Source organism: Spongiactinospora sp. 9N601 (assembly GCF_044326295.1).
Lineage (GTDB): Bacteria > Actinomycetota > Actinomycetes > Streptosporangiales > Streptosporangiaceae > Spongiactinospora > Spongiactinospora gelatinilytica.
In genome coordinates this window covers 1-17,311 of record NZ_JBIRBB010000026.1, presented here as the reverse complement: position 1 = coordinate 17,311, position 17,311 = coordinate 1, and the positions used below count along the sequence as shown (strand labels likewise).

Sequence of the window (17,311 nt, the reverse complement as noted above, 5' to 3'; positions counted from 1 at the left end):
TTAGAGTTGATGGCAGTGACAAGCGAAAAGTCATGGGCTTCCAACCGGCGTGTCCGTACGAGGATGCGAGCCAACAAGAGTCGTGATACTAAGCCCGAACTTGCCCTTCGGCGCGCGGTGCATGCATTGGGGCTACGTTATCGTGTTTCATATCGTCCCCTTGCTGGGGTTCGCCGGACGGCAGATATAGTGTTCACTAAGGCTAAAGTCGCTGTCTTCATGGATGGCTGCTTCTGGCATGGATGCCCGGAGCACCACACAGTCTCTGCTGCGAACGCCGACTTCTGGGCGGAAAAAATAAACAGGACGCGTGAGCGTGATACGGAGACCAACCAGCTGTTGGCGGATGCAGGTTGGCATGTTGTCCGTGTGTGGGAACATGAAAACGTAGTGGAGGCGGCAAGTATGATTGCGGTCCTGGTGCGCGAAGCGGGTCGCATCTAGTCTCTGGGGAGATTGATGACCTTTGGTCGGCCAGAGCCGGCAAGCTTGCGTTACTCCGGCCTTGGCCGTCGTGGTCCTCAGATAGTCACGCTGGGAAATCGTGTAGGGCATCGGGTAGCTCGGAACGCTGACCTAGCAGCGTCAGGGATGTGATGGTGGCGGTACCTCCTGCCTTGCAGGATGTATTAGGCTCTGGTCACGTACCAGTCGCGTGCAGGCGTAGCGCATTCTGGGCATACGTCCAGGTGAAGGCCATGATACATTCCGGCCTCCGGAGCCGGGTGCGTAGGTTCGATTCCTACAGGGGGCACGCTTAAGATCTACGTCCTCGGGCGCCTCTTGGAGGCGCCCGTTTTGGTCTGTCTGGATGGCTTCGGCCATGCTCGCCACCCCTCCGGCTGTTCCGTGTCTCGCTCTATCTCACCGTGCACGCCGCCACGCAGTCCCGCCGCGGGCCAGGCAGTTCAATGCCTTCTGCGGTATGGAAACTCGCGTGGGGAAAATTCTTTGGCTCTGGAGTTCATGCAAGCGGCTCGGCTGGGCTCTTATCTGGTGAAGGGACCCAGGCCTCGGGTCCGCGGATCTCAAGGAACACCCACCGCATGGACGTGATCACAGCAATGGTCACAATCGCCTCGATCGCCCTGGCGCACACATGCGCCTTGTTGAGCGTGTGGCTGCGGTTGCGCTGGCGCGTACGGCACGCGGACGTCCAAGGCCGTCACCTCACCCGGCTTGCCGAGACAGCCGCCGGGCACGGCTGACTGGAGGTGCCCAGTACGAGGATGGCTGCGCACGCAGCCGGGAGGCTCAGTGGATGCCTGCGGCTGGTCGGCGGCCAGAGCCAGGATGGGCTAGGTAGCGCGCAGGTAGTTCGTAGGCGACTTGCCACGCCGGGCCGCACGATGGCGCATCACAGCTCAGCGTCCGGGTGAACTCGCACCGTTGGGGCAGGCTCGACGCGGCCTCACCGCGGGAACTCTGCAGAGGGCCTGCGCGCGCTACAGGCCGAGGTCTTTGACCTCGTACCAGCAGACAGTGGTGTGGTTGCGGCTTTGTTTGAGGCCGATGCGGATTTAGCCGCCACTGGCGAAGGTGTACAGGCGGTGCCCGGCCACGCCAGCATGGAGACCTCCGCCGAAGTTCCTCGCCTCGGCCTCCGAGCTCATCGAGTTGATCAACGAGCGCGTGTATTGACTCGACCCTCACGAACATCGGCCCTCGAACTCATCGACATAGCCAGTAGGCCACGCTGCGGCCCAACCGGCATCATGACGTGGTGCGCATACTGATCCTGGGTGGCTCATGGTTCGTTGGCCGGGCGGTGGTCGCCGACGCGATAGGGCGGGGGTGGGAGGTCACTCTCTTCAACCGGGGCCGTAGCGCCGGCGCTCCAGAAGGGCCCCTTCTCGTTCGCGGGGACTGGGAGCATGCTGCGGATCTCGTCCGGCTCGCGGCTCATGGGCCTTGGGACGTGGTCGTGGATGTCGCTGGTGCTATACCTGCCGTGGTGCGCAACGTGGCGCGGGCACTCGCCTCTGCCGCAGAACGCTACGTCTTCATGTCCACCATCTCGGTCTACCGGGACTGGCCGTACCAGCCGGTGGATGAGTCTTCGCCCCTCTGGGACGGTGATCCCGACCTGGACCCCGGCACGCGGCGGTGGGATCCAGATGCCTACGGGCCGCTCAAGGTCGGCTGCGAGCTGGCGGTCCGCCGGGAGTTCGGCGACAGGGCGTTGTTCATCCGCCCCCACGTGATCCTCGGCCCCGGCGAGTACGTAGGCCGTCTGCCCTGGTGGCTGAGCCGAATCAGCCGGGGCGGTCACGTTCTCGCACCCGCACCGCCCGAGAGGGCCATTCAGCCGGTCGATGTTCGTGACGTCGCCCGCTTCACCCTCGACATGATCGCCGCCAGCGCCACCGGCCCCTTCAACGTCGCCGCGCCGATCGGCCGGGACACCTTCGGGGATCTCCTGTGCGTGTGCAGAGAGGTGACCGGATCGACGGCCGAGTTCGTGTGGGCCGATGAAGCATGGCTCGCCCAGCAGGGGGTTCGGGAGTGGACAGAGATCCCCCTCTGGAGGACGCTGCCGACCGCATGGGCGATGAGCACCGACAAGGCCCAGCAGGCGGGGCTTACCTGCCGATCGCTGCGAGAGACGGTCGCTGCTACTTGGCACTGGCTACAAGGTGGCGGCGTTCCCGTCATTCACGAACGATTCGCCGAGCATGGAATCAGTGTCGAACGGGAGGCCGAGTTGGTCAGAGCTTATCTATGAGCTTCTGGCGATTGCTGCGAAGTCGAACCCGATCGCGACATCGGGTACGTTCGATGCATCCGACGCGTCGCGTCTCATTCACCTTGAGTAATCACCGTGGTGGGTCGAGATGAAGGCCATGCGCAGACGTGTGCTGATCTGGGCCAGTACCCCGATCACGGGGACCGCCCTGGCCGGAACGGGTATCTACCTGGCACGCGTCGGTCTAGCCGACGCCGATACCCTAACCAGCGCGCTCGGCCTGGCAGCCGCGCTGGCCGGGCTGGCCACTGCGATCATCGGGCTGATCACCACCCACCCCACATCCAATCCTCCCCCTCCTCATCGCCTGCCACACCACCGCAGCAGGACCCGCCACCGCCTGGCATGACCGCCTCCGGCACCGGCGCGATCGCCATCGGCGGCGACAACTCCGGCATGATCTCCACCGGAGACGACGCGACCATCACCCACAACCGGTGACCCCCGCCGAAGGGGGTGGCCCATACGCAGGGCAGACCCACTCCCGCATCGTCATCCCCGTCCCCTCCACCGTCGGCCCTCGCCTGCCGGGCGAGCAGGCCATCACGGCGCCGGTGACCGCGACCGGATCGAGGGCGACGGCGATCGACACCCTGACCTCACGCAATAACCTCGCCGGCCCCTATGGGCAGCAGGAGATCTGAACCGAGCCATCCCCCTATTGGAGCGGACGCTGAGCGCTTGCATACGGGTGCTGGGTGATGATCATCCGCTGACAAAGACGGTCCAGGGCCCGCCTGACCCGCGATTACGAAGAACATCCCGACCGCTCCGAGGCCATGATTCACATCGCCCTAATCGACCTCATGATCCGCCGCAACACCGGCGAGAACTCCCCCTCCTGGGGCGGTACCTGAACCGGAGGTCAGACAAGACCAGATGCCCACTTAGGGCATGGCGGGACAGCCGGCAAGGTCCTTGATGAAGGCGCGGTTGATGGCCGGATCACGACCACAGACATAACGCGCGGTCGGCTCATAGCCAACCCCGGCGTACAGAGCCAGGGCGGCGATGTTGCGTACGCCGGTCTCCAAAATGGATCGCCGCGCCCCGGACTCGCGCGCATGCCGTTCCCAGTTCGGTGATGACCCGCTCGCCCAGCCCGTGCCCACGCAGTTCCGGCAGGGTGTACATCTTCTTGATCTCAACCGTGCGGGTGCGGGCATCGTACGTGCGGTAGCCGCCGCAGGCGACCGGGGTTTGATCGAGGTAGCCGACGAGGAACAGTCCCTGGGGCGGGGTGTAGCCGGCGGGGTCGGCCTCGAAGGGGTCGGCGTAGCCGTAGCGCTGGGTCTGGTCGTCGAACAGGGCGCGGACCAGGCGGGCGGCGTGGGGGTGGTCGTAGTTGCGCGGGCGTAGGGCGAAGTGGTCCAGGTTGGTCATTGCTGCATCAGTGCCTTGTCGAACTCGGGAAGGAACTCGGACACGACCAATGAGCGACCGCGCCGGGCGAAAGCGGGACGCAGCCGCCGTAGATAGGTGATTCCCCGAATCGACTGGACCTCGCTCAACCGGGTGAGGGCGGCCCGCGCCGCGCCGACCGCTGCCTCCAGCTCGCCGCTGAGCAGATAGGCCTTGGTCAGGAACACGCCGTGCAGCAGTGCCGAGCGGGGATAGTCCGGCCGGGCCCCAGCCTGCGAGATAGGAGCCAGCAGCTCGATCGCCTCGCCAAGCAGTCGCTTGCGGTACACGGTCGCCTGCTCGCCGAGGACGACGAGCGCCTGCCCGGCTTCGGCGATGAGCTGGGCGGGCTCCAGGTAGTACAGGTATGTCAGGGTGCCGTGGGAGGCGGAGGCGAGCAGTTCGCGCGCCTTGTCCGATGCCTCGCGGAAGGCGGCGAGGTCGCCTGCGGCGGCTGCCGCCGTGGCGGTGCGGCCCGTGATCCTGGCCCGGAGTACCGGGTCAGCGGGGCAGGAACGCTCGGCCGCCTCGGCGATGTGGACGGCCGCCCGGCCGTGACCGGCGAATGCGGAGATGTAGGCGAGCATGCCGATGGCGTTCGCGGCGCGGCCGGATTCGCCGGCTCCTCGGGCGATGCGTTCGCTGAGCAGCAGGTAGCGTTCGGCCGCGCCGTACCGGTGGGCGTCGAAGTGCATCCAGCCGACGAGCTGGGCGAGGTCGGCGGCGATGGTCATCAGCTCGTGCCCTACGGCGGGTACGTAGTCCGCGGCCTGGATCAGGTCCAGGATGTTGCGTAGCTCGCTCGTCACGTATCTGAGGCTGACGAGGCCGCCGCCGTGCCGGTCGTCGAGCCTGGCGGCATCGCGGTGACGTGGGCGCCGATCAGGCGGGCTTGGGGAGCCAGCACGCGTTCGCGGCTCGCAGTGCGGTGGGCTTTGGTCGCGGTCGTACGCAGCCCGTCGAGAACGGCGGCAGCCAGGTCGGGCCCCGAGGCGGCGGTGATGTCGGTGTGCTTTCCGGCGCTGACCGTCGTCAACTCGCACAGCGACCGCAGCGCGTCGTCTGTGGTCCCTCGTTTCCCGAAGCCGGATGCCGCGTATACGGCGGTCGCCGAACGACCGGGCCAGATCTGGTCCACGGGGATCGCGTACCCGAGCTGATCGGACAATACGGCCGCCACCACGGAGGGCAGCGGCTCGTACGGCTTGTAGCCATGCCGCACCCACGCATATGGAGCGGTGGGGTCGATGCGACGGGAGCTGAGGCCGCGCCCTTCCAGCCAGGCGTTGACGGCGGCGGCGAGCTGTCGCGCGTTCATGCCGGCTCGCTGCAGGAGCTCGGCGAGTGCCGTGGGTGCTTCTGTCATCAAAGCCCCTCCTTGCCTGATGCGACGGTAACCCCGGGTTTACGGCTCCACGAACGGCACTTGGGCCGAAAGTGGGCCACCTTCACGACCTTCACGCAGTGGTCGGAAGCTTCATGACCTTCACACTACGAATCTATTCACTCAGAGTAATCATCCTGATCCACTGGGTGCCGGAGTTCGCGACCGCCATGAGTCCGGTCGCAGAAAGACCCGGAGGTACGCCGTGGAACCTTTCACCCGGCCCCATCACTACGTTCTCGTGCAGGCACTCCTGCCCGGCTCCGCCGCTCACCAGGCCCGGACCGCCGTCCGCCAGGTACTCCTGCAGGCGGGTATCGATGACGAGGAAATCGGTGACGCGGAGATCGCGATAGCCGAACTCGCCGCCAAGGCGGAAACACACGCCCGCCCGCCGTACGCCCTACGGATCGCGGCCACCAATGGCGAGCCCGCCTGGTGCGAGATCACCGACGGCGATCCCGAACTGCGCGTGGTCTCCCGCCTGCTGCGCGGGATGAGCGGCTTCGACCCGTGCGCCATGTGGTTTCAGGAGAGCGGCCGAGGACTTCTCATGGTCCATCAGCTCTCCAGGGGGCGCTGTGGCGTCTACCCCGCAACGACGTGCGACACCGGCATTCCCGGCAAGGCGGTCGGCTTCGCACTCCCTTCAGCGGCCCGAGTCCCTGTGCGCAGGCGCAGACTTTTCCGTTCCTGGGCCGCCGTTCGAGTGGCCCGCATGCGCGGTCGTTCCTGACTTCACCCGCTCGGGGAGGACAACCATGATCACCACCCAACGCCAGGCCGGGCACGCCGTTGTCGTGTCCTCCGGTGGCCTGGACTCCACCACGCTGGCCTACTGGCTTCAGGCGAAGGGCACCGGCCGGCTCACCCTGCTCGGTATCGACTACGGCCAGCGCCACCGGGTCGAGTTGTCCCGGCTGACCGCGCTCGCGCAGGCACTCGACGCCGAATGCGTCATCCTCGACCTGCGCGGTCTCAGGCCGGTCCTGTCCGGGACCGCGCTCATCGACGAGCAGGCGACGGTCCCGGCTGGTCACTACACCGACGATTCCATGCGCGTCACGGTGGTGCCGAACCGGAACGCCCTGCTGCTGGACATCGCCGTAGCCCTGGCCATCTCCGTCAAGGCCGACACCGTCGCCTTCGGCGCGCACGCGGGCGATCACCCGATCTACCCGGACTGTCGGCCGTCCTTCCTCTACGCCTATCGGCGCATGGCCGCCGTGGCCAACGAGGGTCTCACGGTGAGCGGTCTCCAGGTCATCGCGCCGTTCATGGACATGACCAAGGCGGACATCGTTCGACTCGGCGCGGACCTGGGCGTCCCGTTCGCCGACACCTGGTCCTGCTACGCGGGCGGGCCGCGGCACTGCGGCCGGTGCGGTACCTGCACCGAGCGCAAGGAGGCGTTCGTCCTGGCACAAGTCCCCGACCCCACCGACTACGAAAACCCGGAGACGCCGTGTATGTGATCGCGAAACGGTTCGCCTTCAGCGCCAGCCACCGGCTCGACCTGCTGCCCGAGGGCCACCCGTGCCGCAGGGACCACGGGCACAACTACGTGGTCGAAATCCAGTTGACCGCGCAGGAACTCGACCCCTACGGCTTCGTCGCGGACTTCAGCGAGCTGACCCCGGTACGGGACCACCTGGCGGACACCTACGACCACCGCTGCCTCAACGACGTCCTGGAGCAACCGACCTGCGAACGGCTCGCACGACGCCTCTACAGGTGGTGCTCGGACAACCTGCCCGTCGCCCACCTGCTGCGCGCGGTTCGCGTCTCGGAAACGCCGTTCACCTGGGCCGAGTACCGGGAGGAGCCGTGAGCCTTCTCGTCACCGAGATCTTCGGCCCCACCTTCCAGGGAGAAGGGCCTTCGGCCGGACAGCTCGCCGCCTTTCTCCGGCTGAGCCGGTGCAATCTGACCTGCACCTGGTGCGACACCCCCGAGACCTGGGACGCCAGCCGCCATGACCTGACCGCCATCACCCGCCGGATGACCGACGCGCAAGCGCTGCACGAAGTACTCGCGATCCCCGCACCGCTGGTCGTGATCACCGGCGGCGAGCCGCTGCTTCAGAAAGATCGGCTCGTCTGGCTGGCCGACATGTTCCGCGCCAACCGACGGCGGGTCGAGATCGAGACCAACGGCACCATCGTGCCCTCGCGCGGGCTGCTCAACGCGGTGCGGCAGTGGAACGTCTCTCCCAAGCTCGCGAACTCCGGCATCCCGGAAGGTAAGCGGATCAAGCCCGACGCGCTCGCCATGTTCGTCAGCTCGGGGCGCGCGGCGTTCAAGTTCGTCGTGGAGAGCCTCGCCGATCTGAAAGAGATCGCCAGGCTGGAGGAGAAGCACGGCCTCGTGCCGATCTGGGTCATGCCACAGGCGACCAGCTCGCCACAGGTGCTGACGGTGATGCGGGAGATGGCGGACGAGATCCTTGCCCGGCGCTGGAATCTGAGCACCCGCCTGCACATCCTGCTGGAGGGGACAAGTGTCCGCTGAGACCAGACCTGAGCGGGGCCGTCTTTCCGGGCTTCCCGGGCCGCGCGTGCTGGGTTGCAGGCCAGTGTCCGAAGGGGAAGCCGGGATCGTTCCTGCCGCTCAGGCGAGCACCAGCGTACTCCCTCAGGCTCACTCGCTGATGCCGTTTCTCGGGGAGGTCCATCTCGTCCGGGCGCTTCGGCAGTGCGGCCGTCGCTGTTCCTCTCCCGGGACTGACGGCGTGACGTGGGGTGACTACCGCAGAGCCGCCGCCGTACGGATTCCACGGCTGGCAGTGGCCCTGCGCGAAGGGAGCTGGCGACCGGCGCCGCTTCGGGCCAACTCGATCCTGACCTACACGGGCAGGCCACTGATGTGCGTGATCCCGACGGTTGAGGACCGCCTGGTACACCGGGCGATGCGCAACGCGATCGACCACATCCTCGAAGGCGGTGTCCTCGCCCCTTGGGTGTCCGGCTACCGGCCGCGGCGGAACCGGCTGACCGCCCTACGGCAGGCCATGACGTACATCGACAAAGGGTTCACCTGGGTGGCCGACGTCGACGTCGCCCGCGTGTCCGAGGGCTCGAACGCCGACGAGGTCACCGACTGGCTGGCCGAACATGTCCATGACAGCAAATTTCTGGACCGGTTCCGCACTGCCCTGTCCGGCCTGCCGTACCCGCTGGTGCCCGGTACAGGGCTGGCACCGACCCTGATCAACCTGCGGCTGGCTCCGGCCGACCGGCTTCTTTCCGATCTGCGGATCGTGCGCTTCGTGGACAACTACTGCGCCTTCACGGCCGGCCATGCCGAAGCGAGGCAGGCGATGAACCGCATCGGGCGCGCCCTCAAGAACATCGGCCTCGCCGCCAACCCCCGCAAGAGCCGCATCAGAACCTCGGCGTGCGCCGAGGACCTATTCCTGATCGACGGGTGAAGGAGGTATCACAATGGCACTGACCTGGATATTCGTGCCTGGCGGTAGCTGTGAGTATGGCGACCAGGGCCGCCGGGTCCCGGTCCGCAGCCTTCGCTGGACGGCGACTCCGATCACGGGAGCCGATGACCACCCGCTGACCAGAGTCAGCCACGGGGAGGCCGCCGCCATCGCCGTACGACTCGGCGGACGCCTGCCGACCTCGGTGGAATGGGAATGGATGGCCGCCGGGCCCGAGGGACGGCTCTACCCATGGGGCGACCGGCCCTGGCGGCCCGACCTGGCCAACCTGCGGGAGTCCGGCCAAGGGCGTCCGTGCCCCGTCGGTGTCTGTCCCGAAGGGGCAACCACGCTCGGGCTGCTCGACGTCGCGGGAAACGTCTGGGAGTGGACGGCCACGACCGTGATGGGGGACGGCGCGATCATCCGGGGCGGCTCGTTCGCGTCACCGCCGCTGTACGCCCAATGCACCTTCCTCAACGCCGCTCCGGTCGAACTGGCATCGCCGGGCATCGGCTTCCGGGTGGTGCGTGACCTGTGAAACTCGTGATTGTCGGGTGTTCCCGTCGCAAGCGGGACACCGCGACCCCGGTCCCCGCGCTCGACCTCTACGAGGGCGGCTGCATCCCGCAACTGCGCCGTCGCATCGGCCAGCGTCAGGGTCTGCGTCGGCAGGTGCGCATCCTGTCGGCCGAGCACGGCCTGATCGATGCCGACCGGCCGCTCCTGCCGTACGACCGGGCTCTCACCCCCGAGCGGGCCTCTGAGCTGCGACGGAACGCAGGGTCCGTACTGGCGCGGGAATTCGAGCGATACGGCACGCCGACCGGCGTCCTGCTCATCGCCGAGCCGCCCTACCAGGACATCGTGCGGGAGCATCTGCGCAACGTCCGGGTCCGCCTCGTCAACGACCCGCGCGACTGGGCGACCGCCTCCGTCGTACTCGACACATGGGGGTGGCCGTGACCGACTCCCTTCGCGCTCTGCTCCTCCGCCAGGACAACGACTACCGGCCGATCACCAGTCGATTCGAGGCGGAGAACCGGCACCGCTGGCACGAGGCCGGCGCCACGCCCACCAGGCCGTGCGCCTCGGTGGTGATCCCGGCCTACAACGTCGCGTACTGCCTGCCCGCCGTACTCGACGCCCTGTCCGTCCAGACGCACACCCCAGAGATCATCGTGGTGGACGATGGCAGCACGGACGGCACCGCCGACATCGCCCGCAGGCACACATACGTCGATCAGGTGATCCGCCAGCCCGAGCATCGGGGCGCGGCCACGGCCCGGAACGTGGGAGCGGTCGCCGCCTCTCAGAGCACGGTCGTCTTCATGGACGCCGACATGGTCATCCCGCCGTACGTGATCGCCGACCTGGCGGCCCGTGCCGACGACGCCGCCGTACTGCTGGGCTTCCGCCACAACGTCGCCCACGGTACGCCGCTCCCTGACACCCCGGACATCTACGAGGATCATCGGGTCCGATGGCGTCCGCCTGTGGGCACGCCGCTGCTCTACTCCGGGATCGTCCTGGACGAACCGATCGACGGATGGCCCCTGGAACACACGCGCGACCTGATCGACCTCGGATACGGACGGACCTACTACGACTGGGACCTGCCCCGAATGGTGGTCACCGCCCTGCTCGCCGTGCCCCGGCATGCATTCTTCGAGGTCGGCGGGTTCGATCCGGAGTTCGGCCGGCTCGGGTGGGGCATGGAGGACACCCATCTGGGCGCGAAGCTGATCGCCGCCGGGCTGGTGGTCATCCCGGTGCGGCAGGCCGCCGGGTTCCATCTCGACCCGCCCGACGCCGCGGCTCTCTGGCAGTCCAAGCTGGCGTCCTGGCCCGCCACGCTCCGTCGTTACCGCTCCCTGCTGGAAGCGCCACCACCTCAGCGGTCCGCCCTCTTCACTGCCGAAACGCTCCGGCTTCTCTCCCGATGTGAGGTGAACAGGTGATCCGAGCCTTCGCCGTCGCCGTACGCGATGGAACGACGCTCGTTCATGATCCAGCGACCGGGCTCACCCATCGCACCCCTCGCGCTCTACCTCCCGGCCGCGCGGAGCTAGACGGGACCGAGGCGAGCGGGTGGCCCGTCATACATCCCGCTGCCTGCGGCGGAACCGTCCCGGTCAGCGTCTGCTGGTCGCCGATAGTCCGCTGCAACCTTCAGTGCCCGCACTGCCTGGACGACAAGTCCGTCACCGAACTGGGGGCGGCCGACCGGCGGCGGATCGCCCGCCTGATCGCGGGCACGGACGTCCTGGGAGTGGACATCTCCGGCGGAGAACCGCTCCTGCTGCCCGACCTCGCTCAACTGGCCGACGAGCTGACGGCAGGCGGCTGCACGGTCAGCGTGACCACCAACGGCTGGCACCTCCAGCGCCGCGCCGGCCGGCTCGCCGGGCATGTGGACGCGGTCAAGGTCAGTCTCGACGGCCCGAGCAGCTTGGTTCACGACGCGTGGCGCGGGCCGGAATCGTTCAGCCGCGCCATCGACGGGGTGAAGGAGGCCGTCGCAGCCGGTCTGTGCGTGCAGATCCAGAGCGTGCTCATGGCGTCCAGCCGTGCTTTCGCGCAGGACCTGGTACGCCTGGCGCACCGCCTCGGTGCCGCCGGCGTCACGTTCCTGCAGATGCTCCCGATCGGCGAGGCCGCCCGGCTGCCACCGGCGGAGATGCTGAGCGACAACGAAGCCCACGCACTCGTCGAACGGCTCGACGTGCCGCCTGAGCTCACGGTACGGCTTCGCACCCGGCGCGGCGCGGGCGGCTTCACCGTCATCCGGGCCGACGGCCGGGTGTGGCGCAACGACCGTCCGGCCGAGCACATCTCCGCCCTGCGCCCGCTGCGCAGCCCGGCAGACCTCGCCTTGACCGGACCGGACGGGTCCGCATGAGCAGGGTCTTCGAGGGCCGCACCGTCTGGCGCATGGACCCCGATCAGTACTGGGTCGCCACCCGCCTGCTGGCCATGGCAGCCCGTGAGCGCTTCGGAAGCGTGGGCATGGTCGTCGGGATCGCGAACGGCGGGCGCGCTCCGGCGTACGCCATCGGCGCGGAGACCGGGGCTGTCGTGGTCATCGTCGAGGCTCGCCACAACGCTTCCGAGGAGGTCGGAATCCCCGCCACCGGCGAGGTGACCTATGACCTGAGCCCTGTCCGCCAGCCCCCGCCCGGCCCGATCCTCGTCGTGGACGACATCTGCGGGAGCGGCGCGACGCTCACCGCCGTGGTCTCCGGCCTTCCCAAGGGTGAGATTCGTACGGTGACGCTCTGCCGTAACGCGGGGGCACCACCCGAACTGCCCGACCTGTACGTGTGGGAGGTCGCCGACTGGGTGATCTTCCCGTGGGAACAGACTCCGCCTGGGCAGCAGACCAGTCGGCTGCCCGATGCGGTCGGGGTGCGGTCATGGTGATCGCGTTCGTGCTGGCTTCGTACCGGCCTGACACGCCCGCCGGGATCGAACGCGCCACGGCCGCCCTCGCCGCCGGCCTTCGCGAACTCGGCCACGAGACGCTCATTCTGAGCGGCACCGATTCGGCGGACTGTGTCCGGTTGACCCACCTCATTGTGTCCTTTCCCGCCGACGATGCCACGTTGCGGCATGCCATCGGCGGCTCCGCGCTCCGGGAGGAGATCGCGAAGATCCTTGATCAGCGGAGTGTGGACATCGTTGTCTACACCGATGCCCTGTGGGGTCTCGGCCGGGCGATGGCCGTACACCCCGCGCGCAAGGTGCTCGCCGTACACGTCGTCGGCCACGACGAAGACCTCGGCCCGGCGCTCGCGTCGGCCGAAGCCGTCATCGCGCCCTCGGCCACCGTGCTCAGCCAGGCGGCCGAGCGTGGCTATCCCACACATCGATGGCAGGTCGTACCGAACGCGCTGCTCTACGACGAATGCGCCTGGCTCGACGACACCCGGCGAGGGCGACTGCGCCAACGTGGACCCATCCGCGTGCTGGCCCGGGCCGCGCCGGAGAAGGGAGTGGAGGACCTTCTGACCTCCTCACCGCCGGATGGCCGGCGCGTGCAGGTCGTCCTGGCCTCGGCACCGTTCGAGGACAAGCAGGGCGGGCAGGCCGAGATCGTCCGCCGATGCCTCAGCGCCCCTCATCTAACGGTACGAACCGGCGGCCTCCTCTGGCGTCAGGTGCCGGGCTGGCTCGCGGGTGCCGCGGTGGTCGTCGTGCCCTCGCATGCGGAGACCTTCGGGCTCGTGGCGCTGGAGGCGATGAGCGTAGGCACACCCGTCGTCGCCTACGACGTCGGCAACCTCCCCGAACTGATCGGCCCCGGCGGCATCATCGTCCGGCGGTCGATGGGAGCGGCCGGACTCTGGCGAGCCGCTGCGGCGATCACGAGCGACGCGGTAACCTACCTGCGTACGTCACGGGCTGCGTACTACCGGTCACGGGACTTCCGGCCCACCACAATCGCTGAAGCATTTCTGAAGGCGGTCTGGTGATGGAAGTTCCACTGTTGCTGGTCGATGGCCACAATCTGCTGTTCCGGGCGACCTTCGGGTTCCCCGCGCCGATCCACTCCCGCGACAAGTCCCGGGAACTCACCGGTGTCTTCGGATTCTTCGCCCTGCTCCGGGTGGCGATCCGCGACGAGATCCCCGATCCGCCCGAAGTGATCGTCGTCTTCGACGGCGAGTACGGCTCGGCCGAGCGTAAACAGGCCGACGCCTCCTACAAGGCCAACCGGGTCACCAACGAGACCGCGCTCAAGCCGATCCGCGCGCTGCCCGACGTCAAGCGCGGCCTGGACGCCTACGGCATCGCCTGGATAGAGATCGACGACGCCGAAGCCGACGACACGATCGCCACCCTCGTGCGCCTGGCTCCCGGACGCGAGCGGCTGATCATGTCCGGCGATCGGGACTTCTACCAGCTTCTGGGCCATGACGTCCGTGTGCTGAACACCGCGATGCATCCGGGCAAGCGCCATATCGGCCCGCCCGAGGTGATCGAGCGCTATGGCGTCACTCCTGGTCAGTGGCCGTGCTTTCGGGCACTGTGCGGCGATCCGTCGGACAACATCCCCGGCGTACGCGGGATCGGCTCGGTCACGGCCGCCCGATTGCTGGCCGACGGCCTCGCGCTGGAAGACCTGCCGGGCTCCGGCCGTCTTGCCGGAGCCGCCGGACAGCGAGTGCGGGATGGCTTCGGCCAGGTCTTGGCCTGGCGAGAGATGATCCGCGTCCGGACCGACGTGGCGGTACCGTACCGGCCCTGCGGCGCTGCGAGCCCACCGCTCCCCACTCCCGCCGAGATCGTCGAGAAGCTGGGCCTGTGGTGAACCCGCCGTCGGTCCTGACCGTCATGGGACACCCCGACGACGCCGAACTCTGGGCGGGCGGCACACTCGCCCGGCACGCCGAGGCCGGAGCGAAGGTCACCATCGCCGTCCCGGCACACGACCCGGTACGTGACGCCGAAGCCGCCGCCGGTGCGTCCGTCCTGGGTGCGTCACTGCGGCTCCTGCCCGAGGTCACTGCGACGATCGTCGCCGAACTGCTCACCGAGCTGTGCCCGGACGTCGTCATCACCCACGGATGCCGGGACGTCCACCCGGATCACCGGCAAGCGTGCCTGGCCGTTCTCGACGCGCTCCCGGCGCCGGTGATCGCCACCGGCCGCCCCTGCCGGGTCTACATGTGCGAGTCCTACAACGGCCTGTCGCTGGACGGCCCCACCGCTCCGCACACGATCATCGACATCAGCACGACCTTCACCACGAAGATGCGCGCCCTCGCCGTGCATCGCTCCCAGCCCATCGACGAGCACTTCGGTCCGATGGCCGAGAACCTCGCCCGGCTGCACGGCGGCCGGATCGGCACCGCGTACGGCGAGGCGTTCACTCCTGTCCCGGTGCTCGGACGGCTTCCTGCATCCGACTTCCTGTGACTCCAGCGGAGGCGCACGACGATGCTCTACCAGTACAGCCTGCTCACCGCTGACACTCAGAGCGATCTCGCCAGGCAGGTCATCACCACTGGGCACCTCGGGTCGATCGGCGGCGTCTACGTACCGCGACTCGAAGCCACCGTCGCCGCCCGAACCGGCCGGGCACATGCCATCGCGACCGCCAGCGCCACGGCGGCATTCGATGTGATCCTGCGGGGGCTCGACATAGGGCCTGGTGACGAGGTGGTGATCCCCGGACTCGGGTGGGTGTCGGTCGGCGCGACGGTCACCGCGACCGGAGCATCGGTGCGCATCGCACCGACCGGGGCAGACCTAACCCCTTCTCTTGAAGACCTCTCCGGCCTGCTGACGCCCGCCACGAAGGCCGTGGTCATCGCTCATCTACGTGGCCGATTGGCGGGCGACGTGGCGCGGATCGCCGCGGAGCTGCACCGGCGCGGCATCCCGCTGATCGAGGACTGTGCCCAGGCGTGGGGTGTTCCGAGGGCCGGTACGTACGGCGCGGCGGCGTTCTTCTCCACCCAGGCGTACAAGGTCATTGCGACCGGGGAAGGCGGCCTTGCCCTGTGCGACGACACCGAGCTGGTCTCGCGCATGCGCGCGCTGGCTGGAGATACGCGCGTACGGACATCCGCGCCGATCTGGCGGGGCAACGTCCGGATGCCAGAGATCTCGGCCGCCCTGGCCCTGCCGCAGCTCAATCGGCTGGACAAACTGGTCGAGCGATTGCGCTCGCTCCAACGCCCAGCCGTGGAGTTGCTGCGCGCAGTGGGGATGGTTCTTCCCAGTGATATTGACGCCGGCAACGGCGCCCATGTCGGCGTCTGGTTGGACACACCGGCAGCCGCCGAAGTACTTGCGGCACGGCTCGCTCACTTGCGCTGCTGGCGGCCGACGCCGGGCGACCTACATACCTGCGCCGCCTGGCCTGTGGCTACACCGTCGAACGCCTGGGACCACTACCTGGACATTCAGATTCCGTACACCGACCGCCCCGAGGAGTTCCTAGAGCTACTGGGCCGTGCGATCGAAGGTGCCCGAGCATGAGCCGCAGGCTTCGCTGTGCCATCGCCGGTTGCGGAATGGTGGCCGACGAGTACGCGAGCACCCTGCGGCCGAGTACCCTCGTCGAACTCGTGGCCTGCACCGACATCGACCTTGATCGGGCCCGCGCGTTCGCTGACCGGCACGGCATCTCGTACGTCGCGCCTTTCCAGCAGCTCGACGCCGATGTGATACTCGTGCTCACACCACCGGAACACCACGCGCATGTCGCCTCCTCCGCCATCTCAGCGGGGATGTCCGTGTACGTGGAGAAGCCTCTTGCCGGCTCCGTGGCAGAGGCCGAGTCCCTGCTGGCCATGGCGGAGCGATCCGGTGTACTCGTGGGGGCGGCACCGGACACCTTCCTCGCCCCGCCGACGCACACTGCCGCCGTGGCGCTCACCTCCGGCCTCATCGGAGAACCGATCGCCGGCACAGGCGCTCTCCTTTCACCAGGCCCGGAGCGCTGGCACCCAAACCCTCAGCCGATCTACGATCTTGGTCCGCTCCTCGACATGGGGCCCTACTACCTGAGTGTTCTGACCGCGCTGCTCGGCCCGATCGGGAAGGTCCGCGGTGCCACCTGCCGTAGCCGATCTTGCCGAACCCGCCCGTCCGGCGAGGTGTTCACGACTGCATCGCCGACACACGTCGAAGCGCTGCTGGAGACCACTACTGGAGTTTCCATCACGCTGACCACGAGTTTCGACGTTCAGGCGACTACCCGTCCACACCTGGAGATCTACGGGACCGAAGGCACGTTGGTCCTCCTCGACCCGAACTTCCACGAGGGTGTCGTACGCGTCCGCCGCCGTGATGAGACGAACTGGCGAGTTCTCCCGCAGGAAGCAGCCGAGTTCGAGGTGATCGGCCGCGGCATGGGCGTTCTCGATCTCGCCGACGCCATGCTCAGCAGACGCCCATCCAAGGCATCCGGCGAATCGGCATTGCACGTTCTTCGTGTAACAGAGGCCATCCGGCAGGCAGCGGAATCGAACGCGGCCCTTACCGTACCGAGGTCACACAAGTGACGTGGACCAGGGCGTATCCCGACATTGAGACGGCATGGCAGCGCCTGGCCACTTATCTCGGCGATGCCTTCGACCCTGGTCTCACCGACTTCCAGCGCATACGTCGGTTCATGGACCAGGAGTGGGCCCAGTTGGGAGCGCACTTTGAACCGCCCCGGGTTTGATGGAGACCTCAGCGGTTGATTGCTAGGACTTCGTTGGAGTGGTGTTGAGCGTAGTAGATCGCCTCGAACTCCTCGGGCGGGAGGTGTCCGATGGCCGAGTGCAGGCGGGTGGTGTTGAACCAGGCCACCCATTCGGCGGTGGCCAGTTCCACGTCGGCAAGGCTGTGC

The 17,311-nt window shown here is 67.7% G+C and carries 23 protein-coding genes and 1 pseudogene; 20 read left to right on the top strand and 4 right to left on the bottom strand.

Translation table 11 applies throughout. The features are described from left to right. Window positions 1-9 precede the first annotated feature (9 nt). The 5 genes and pseudogenes from ACH34R_RS40350 to ACH34R_RS40330 form a co-directional block, all read left to right on the top strand. Entirely contained in the window at window positions 10-444 is a 435-nt protein-coding gene (locus ACH34R_RS40350; RefSeq protein WP_397566895.1) for a very short patch repair endonuclease, read from the top strand. A 602-nt stretch (window positions 445-1,046) separates the two neighbouring features. Continuing rightward, on the top strand, window positions 1,047-1,208 hold the full coding sequence (locus tag ACH34R_RS40345; protein ID WP_397566894.1) for a hypothetical protein: 162 nt from the start codon (window positions 1,047-1,049) through the stop codon (window positions 1,206-1,208). Between the two features lie 512 nt (window positions 1,209-1,720). Beyond that, complete coding sequence (locus ACH34R_RS40340; protein WP_397566893.1) at window positions 1,721-2,725, top strand: NAD-dependent epimerase/dehydratase family protein; 1,005 nt, start codon at window positions 1,721-1,723, stop codon at window positions 2,723-2,725. 109 nt (window positions 2,726-2,834) lie between these two features. Next, window positions 2,835-3,095 carry a hypothetical protein gene (locus ACH34R_RS40335; protein ID WP_397566892.1) on the top strand — a complete coding sequence of 87 codons (261 nt, stop codon included), beginning with the start codon at window positions 2,835-2,837 and terminating at the stop codon, window positions 3,093-3,095. Between the two features lie 285 nt (window positions 3,096-3,380). Then, window positions 3,381-3,668, top strand: a pseudogene (locus ACH34R_RS40330) (tetratricopeptide repeat protein); the annotation flags it as partial. A 53-nt stretch (window positions 3,669-3,721) separates the two neighbouring features. Here the strand turns inward: ACH34R_RS40330 and ACH34R_RS40325 are convergent. From ACH34R_RS40325 to ACH34R_RS40315, 3 genes are read right to left on the bottom strand one after another with little or no spacing between them, the layout of a single operon-like run. Beyond that, a complete protein-coding gene (locus tag ACH34R_RS40325) occupies window positions 3,722-4,129 on the bottom strand; it encodes a GNAT family N-acetyltransferase (protein ID WP_397566891.1) in 408 nt (135 codons plus the stop codon). Then, window positions 4,126-4,956 carry a hypothetical protein gene (locus ACH34R_RS40320; RefSeq protein ID WP_397566890.1) on the bottom strand — a complete coding sequence of 277 codons (831 nt, stop codon included), beginning with the start codon at window positions 4,954-4,956 and terminating at the stop codon, window positions 4,126-4,128. Before ACH34R_RS40320 ends, ACH34R_RS40325 begins: the two co-directional genes overlap by 4 nt. Continuing rightward, a complete protein-coding gene (locus tag ACH34R_RS40315; RefSeq protein ID WP_397566889.1) occupies window positions 4,953-5,513 on the bottom strand; it encodes a hypothetical protein in 561 nt (186 codons plus the stop codon). The genes ACH34R_RS40320 and ACH34R_RS40315 overlap by 4 nt, the downstream gene beginning before the upstream one ends. Window positions 5,514-5,736: 223 nt before the next feature. Here ACH34R_RS40315 and ACH34R_RS40310 point away from each other — a divergent pair, with 223 nt between their 5' ends. The 15 genes from ACH34R_RS40310 (at window position 5,737) to ACH34R_RS40240 (ending at window position 16,979) form a co-directional block, all read left to right on the top strand. Continuing rightward, window positions 5,737-6,267 carry an ATP-binding protein gene (locus tag ACH34R_RS40310; protein ID WP_397566888.1) on the top strand — a complete coding sequence of 177 codons (531 nt, stop codon included), beginning with the start codon at window positions 5,737-5,739 and terminating at the stop codon, window positions 6,265-6,267. 25 nt (window positions 6,268-6,292) lie between these two features. Further along, window positions 6,293-7,006: a 7-cyano-7-deazaguanine synthase QueC gene (gene queC, locus ACH34R_RS40305; protein WP_397566887.1), complete on the top strand. Its 714-nt coding sequence runs from the start codon at window positions 6,293-6,295 to the stop codon at window positions 7,004-7,006. Further along, on the top strand, window positions 7,003-7,362 hold the full coding sequence (locus ACH34R_RS40300) for a 6-pyruvoyl trahydropterin synthase family protein (RefSeq protein ID WP_397566886.1): 360 nt from the start codon (window positions 7,003-7,005) through the stop codon (window positions 7,360-7,362). Before queC ends, ACH34R_RS40300 begins: the two co-directional genes overlap by 4 nt. After that, window positions 7,359-8,042 (top strand): 7-carboxy-7-deazaguanine synthase QueE, encoded by a 684-nt coding sequence (locus ACH34R_RS40295; RefSeq protein ID WP_397566885.1) that lies wholly within the window; start codon window positions 7,359-7,361, stop codon window positions 8,040-8,042. The genes ACH34R_RS40300 and ACH34R_RS40295 overlap by 4 nt, the downstream gene beginning before the upstream one ends. 139 nt (window positions 8,043-8,181) lie before the next feature. Beyond that, window positions 8,182-8,961 (top strand): reverse transcriptase domain-containing protein, encoded by a 780-nt coding sequence (locus ACH34R_RS40290; RefSeq protein WP_397566970.1) that lies wholly within the window; start codon window positions 8,182-8,184, stop codon window positions 8,959-8,961. A 13-nt stretch (window positions 8,962-8,974) separates the two neighbouring features. Then, window positions 8,975-9,502 carry a formylglycine-generating enzyme family protein gene (locus tag ACH34R_RS40285; RefSeq protein ID WP_397566884.1) on the top strand — a complete coding sequence of 176 codons (528 nt, stop codon included), beginning with the start codon at window positions 8,975-8,977 and terminating at the stop codon, window positions 9,500-9,502. After that, window positions 9,499-9,927 (top strand): DUF6884 domain-containing protein, encoded by a 429-nt coding sequence (locus tag ACH34R_RS40280; protein WP_397566883.1) that lies wholly within the window; start codon window positions 9,499-9,501, stop codon window positions 9,925-9,927. Before ACH34R_RS40285 ends, ACH34R_RS40280 begins: the two co-directional genes overlap by 4 nt. Continuing rightward, complete coding sequence (locus ACH34R_RS40275) at window positions 9,924-10,922, top strand: glycosyltransferase family 2 protein (RefSeq protein WP_397566882.1); 999 nt, start codon at window positions 9,924-9,926, stop codon at window positions 10,920-10,922. The genes ACH34R_RS40280 and ACH34R_RS40275 overlap by 4 nt, the downstream gene beginning before the upstream one ends. Then, complete coding sequence (locus tag ACH34R_RS40270; RefSeq protein WP_397566881.1) at window positions 10,919-11,863, top strand: radical SAM protein; 945 nt, start codon at window positions 10,919-10,921, stop codon at window positions 11,861-11,863. Before ACH34R_RS40275 ends, ACH34R_RS40270 begins: the two co-directional genes overlap by 4 nt. Further along, a complete protein-coding gene (locus tag ACH34R_RS40265) occupies window positions 11,860-12,384 on the top strand; it encodes a phosphoribosyltransferase (RefSeq protein ID WP_397566880.1) in 525 nt (174 codons plus the stop codon). The genes ACH34R_RS40270 and ACH34R_RS40265 overlap by 4 nt, the downstream gene beginning before the upstream one ends. Further along, complete coding sequence (locus ACH34R_RS40260) at window positions 12,378-13,436, top strand: glycosyltransferase family 4 protein (protein ID WP_397566879.1); 1,059 nt, start codon at window positions 12,378-12,380, stop codon at window positions 13,434-13,436. The genes ACH34R_RS40265 and ACH34R_RS40260 overlap by 7 nt, the downstream gene beginning before the upstream one ends. Further along, a complete protein-coding gene (locus ACH34R_RS40255) occupies window positions 13,436-14,275 on the top strand; it encodes a 5'-3' exonuclease H3TH domain-containing protein (RefSeq protein ID WP_397566878.1) in 840 nt (279 codons plus the stop codon). The genes ACH34R_RS40260 and ACH34R_RS40255 overlap by 1 nt, the downstream gene beginning before the upstream one ends. Further along, entirely contained in the window at window positions 14,272-14,883 is a 612-nt protein-coding gene (locus ACH34R_RS40250; RefSeq protein ID WP_397566877.1) for a PIG-L deacetylase family protein, read from the top strand. The genes ACH34R_RS40255 and ACH34R_RS40250 overlap by 4 nt, the downstream gene beginning before the upstream one ends. A gap of 21 nt (window positions 14,884-14,904) precedes the next feature. Next, window positions 14,905-15,951, top strand: a complete 1,047-nt coding sequence (locus tag ACH34R_RS40245) for an aminotransferase class V-fold PLP-dependent enzyme (protein WP_397566876.1) — start codon at window positions 14,905-14,907, stop codon at window positions 15,949-15,951. After that, on the top strand, window positions 15,948-16,979 hold the full coding sequence (locus ACH34R_RS40240; protein WP_397566875.1) for a Gfo/Idh/MocA family protein: 1,032 nt from the start codon (window positions 15,948-15,950) through the stop codon (window positions 16,977-16,979). The genes ACH34R_RS40245 and ACH34R_RS40240 overlap by 4 nt, the downstream gene beginning before the upstream one ends. A gap of 172 nt (window positions 16,980-17,151) precedes the next feature. Here the strand turns inward: ACH34R_RS40240 and ACH34R_RS40235 are convergent. After that, window positions 17,152-17,311: integrase core domain-containing protein (locus tag ACH34R_RS40235; protein WP_397566969.1), on the bottom strand; the 160-nt coding region annotated here is incomplete at its 5' end.

Bases quoted from the DNA above. Each gene is read 5' to 3' on its own strand.
- ACH34R_RS40350 (WP_397566895.1), top strand. From the start codon at position 10: ATGGCAGTGACAAGCGAAAAGTCATGGGCTTCCAACCGGCGTGTCCGT.
- ACH34R_RS40345 (WP_397566894.1), top strand. From the start codon at position 1,047: ATGGACGTGATCACAGCAATGGTCACAATCGCCTCGATCGCCCTGGCG.
- ACH34R_RS40335 (WP_397566892.1), top strand. From the start codon at position 2,835: ATGAAGGCCATGCGCAGACGTGTGCTGATCTGGGCCAGTACCCCGATC.
- ACH34R_RS40325 (WP_397566891.1), bottom strand. From the start codon at position 4,129: ATGACCAACCTGGACCACTTCGCCCTACGCCCGCGCAACTACGACCAC.
- ACH34R_RS40315 (WP_397566889.1), bottom strand. From the start codon at position 5,513: ATGACAGAAGCACCCACGGCACTCGCCGAGCTCCTGCAGCGAGCCGGC.
- queC (WP_397566887.1), top strand. From the start codon at position 6,293: ATGATCACCACCCAACGCCAGGCCGGGCACGCCGTTGTCGTGTCCTCC.
- ACH34R_RS40290 (WP_397566970.1), top strand. From the start codon at position 8,182: ATGCCGTTTCTCGGGGAGGTCCATCTCGTCCGGGCGCTTCGGCAGTGC.
- ACH34R_RS40285 (WP_397566884.1), top strand. From the start codon at position 8,975: ATGGCACTGACCTGGATATTCGTGCCTGGCGGTAGCTGTGAGTATGGC.
- ACH34R_RS40265 (WP_397566880.1), top strand. From the start codon at position 11,860: ATGAGCAGGGTCTTCGAGGGCCGCACCGTCTGGCGCATGGACCCCGAT.
- ACH34R_RS40260 (WP_397566879.1), top strand. From the start codon at position 12,378: ATGGTGATCGCGTTCGTGCTGGCTTCGTACCGGCCTGACACGCCCGCC.
- ACH34R_RS40255 (WP_397566878.1), top strand. From the start codon at position 13,436: ATGGAAGTTCCACTGTTGCTGGTCGATGGCCACAATCTGCTGTTCCGG.
- ACH34R_RS40245 (WP_397566876.1), top strand. From the start codon at position 14,905: ATGCTCTACCAGTACAGCCTGCTCACCGCTGACACTCAGAGCGATCTC.
- ACH34R_RS40240 (WP_397566875.1), top strand. From the start codon at position 15,948: ATGAGCCGCAGGCTTCGCTGTGCCATCGCCGGTTGCGGAATGGTGGCC.